This is a genomic window from Oleiphilus sp. HI0066 (assembly GCF_001635725.1).
The window spans coordinates 1-3,041 of the sequence record NZ_LWFH01000801.1 but is presented as its reverse complement, the minus strand read 5'-3'; the positions used below and the strand labels follow the sequence as shown (position 1 = coordinate 3,041).

Annotated in this window: 1 protein-coding gene; it reads right to left on the bottom strand. The window is 48.9% G+C overall.

Annotated features, from left to right (window positions below):
• A partial coding sequence (locus tag A3738_RS30885) for a hypothetical protein (protein ID WP_197473760.1) occupies positions 1–3,041 on the bottom strand: 3,041 nt, incomplete at both ends.

Genomic DNA, 3,041 nt, shown 5'->3' with positions numbered 1-3,041 from the left:
CGTCAGCATTGACCGTACCGTGGCTAAACACTGCGCCGTCTGGCACTTGCGAGAACGTAACGCTAACGATACTTTCAGAACCATCTTGATCGACTAAAAGCGCTTGTATATCAATATTGAATGCAGTGTCTTCATTGATATCAACGTAACTATCAAGCAGTGTCGCCGTATCCACGACCGCGTTAACCTCAACATCCATCGTCGACAAGGTCTCAGACGTACTCACCTCTCCTGTCTCAGGATCGACATCTGCCACGCTCGCCAACACCGATAAGCTGAAGTCTTCGCTATCATGCAGCGGTGGCGTAATCGTTAGACCGACCAACTGATCGACACTTAAGGTCCAGCTATTGTCACCATTATCAACGCCAGCTGATAACGTCGCACCCACTGGCACATCGCTGATTACTATCGATTGCACTGACTCAGAACCATCAAGATCCACCAAGCTAGCCATAATATCGAGTGTAATAGCCGTATCTTCATCACCTATCGCAGGGGTCATCACCAAGGTTGGCGCATCCGCAACAGCATCAACCTGCACCGTAATTTGGTGACTACTGATCTCGACACTCTGACTCACTCCCTCAGGGTCAACATCTTCGGTCGTCACTTCAACAGTTAAGGTGATATCCTGACTATCATGGAGACTAGGCGTATAACTTAATCCCGCTAACTCTCCAACCGTTAAATGATATTTTCCATCCGCATCCATGACGCCAGCAGACAGCAAGGCATCAGCCGGCACACCACTAATCACAATGTCTGTGATGCTTTCCGAACCATCCGCGTCAGGTTGACTAATATCAAGATTTAACGCGATCGCTGTATCTTCATCTCCACGTGCTGATGCCACTACGACAGCCTGTTCTGAAACGGGCAACACTTCTACATTAAAACTAATCGTGTCACTCACTTGGCTAACGAGGCCTGACTCAGGATCGACATCATTCACCAATGCCGTCGCACTCAAGATAAAATCATCACTACTATGTGCCGGTGCCTGTATGGTTAGACTCGCTAAATCGTCGATATTCACGATCCAAACACCACTACCCTGATCGGCACCCGTTGAGAGCTGCGCGCCCTCCGGAACACCCTCGAAACGCACCGCAGTAATCGACTCAGAACCATCTAGATCGACAAGATCCGCCGTTATATCCAGGCTAATCGGTTCATCTTCGTTTCCGCTAATGTCGTTCGCTTGTAACGTTGGGACATCCGCCACTGGGATAACTGAAACATGATATTGTGCGGTGCTACTCGCTTCCGTAATCACACCACTATCTGGATCTTCATCCTGATGCGTCACCATGACATCCAACGTAAAGTCAGTACTGTCATGCAACGGAGGCGTTAACGTCAGCGCTGCTAGATCCTCAGCCAATACGGTCACTGTATCATCAGCATTGACCGTACCGTGGCTAAACACTGCGCCGTCTGGCACTTGCGAGAACGTAACGCTAACGATACTTTCAGAACCATCTTGATCGACTAAAAGCGCTTGTATATCAATATTGAATGCAGTGTCTTCATTGATATCAACGTAACTATCAAGCAGTGTCGCCGTATCCACGACCGCGTTAACCTCAACATCCATCGTCGACAAGGTCTCAGACGTACTCACCTCTCCTGTCTCAGGATCGACATCTGCCACGCTCGCCAACACCGATAAGCTGAAGTCTTCGCTATCATGCAACGGTGGCGTAATCGTTAGACCGACCAACTGATCGACACTTAAGGTCCAGCTATTATCACCGTTATCAACGCCAGCTGATAACGTCGCACCCACTGGCACATCGCTGATTACTATCGATTGCACTGACTCAGAACCATCAAGATCCACCAAGCTAGCCATAATATCGAGTGTAATAGCCGTATCTTCATCACCTGTCGCAGGAGTCATCACCAAGGTTGGCGCATCCGCAACAGCATCAACCTGCACCGTAATTTGGTGGCTACTGATCTCGACACTCTGACTCACTCCCTCAGGGTCAACATCTTCGGTCGTCACTTCAACAGTTAAGGTGATATCCTGACTATCATGGAGACTAGGCGTATAACTTAATCCCGCTAACTCTCCAACCGTTAAATGGTATTTTCCATCCGCATCCATGACGCCAGCAGACAGCAAGGCATCAGCCGGCACACCACTAATCACAATGTCTGTGATGCTTTCCGAACCATCCGCGTCAGGTTGACTAATATCAAGATTTAACGCGATCGCTGTATCTTCATCTCCACGTGCTGATGCCACTACGACAGCCTGTTCTGAAACGGGCAACACTTCTACATTAAAACTAATCGTGTCACTCACTTGGCTAACGAGGCCTGACTCAGGGTCAACATCATTCACCAATGCCGTCGCACTCAAGATAAAATCATCACTACTATGCGCCGGTGCTTGTATGGTTAGACTCGCTAAATCGTCAATATTCACGATCCAAACACCACTACCCTGATCGGCACCCGTTGAGAGCTGCGCGCCCTCCGGAACACCCTCGAAACGCACCGCAGTAATCGACTCAGAACCATCTAGATCGACAAGATCCGCCGTTATATCCAGGCTAATCGGTTCATCTTCATTTCCGCTAATGTCGTTCGCTTGTAACGTTGGGACATCCGCCACTGGGATAACTGAAACATGATATTGTGCGGTGCTACTCGCTTCCGTAATCACACCACTATCTGGATCTTCATCCTGATGCGTCACCATGACATCCAACGTAAAGTCAGTACTGTCATGCAACGGAGGCGTTAACGTCAGCGCTGCTAGATCCTCGGCCAATACAGTCACTGTATCGTCAGCATTGACCGTACCGTGGCTAAACACTGCGCCGTCTGGCACTTGCGAGAACGTAACGCTAACGATACTTTCAGAACCATCTTGATCGACTAAAAGCGCTTGTATATCAATATTGAATGCAGTGTCTTCATTGATATCAACGTAACTATCAAGCAGTGTCGCCGTATCCACGACCGCGTTAACCTCAACATCCATCGTCGACAAGGTCTCAGACGTACTCACCTCTCCTGTCTCA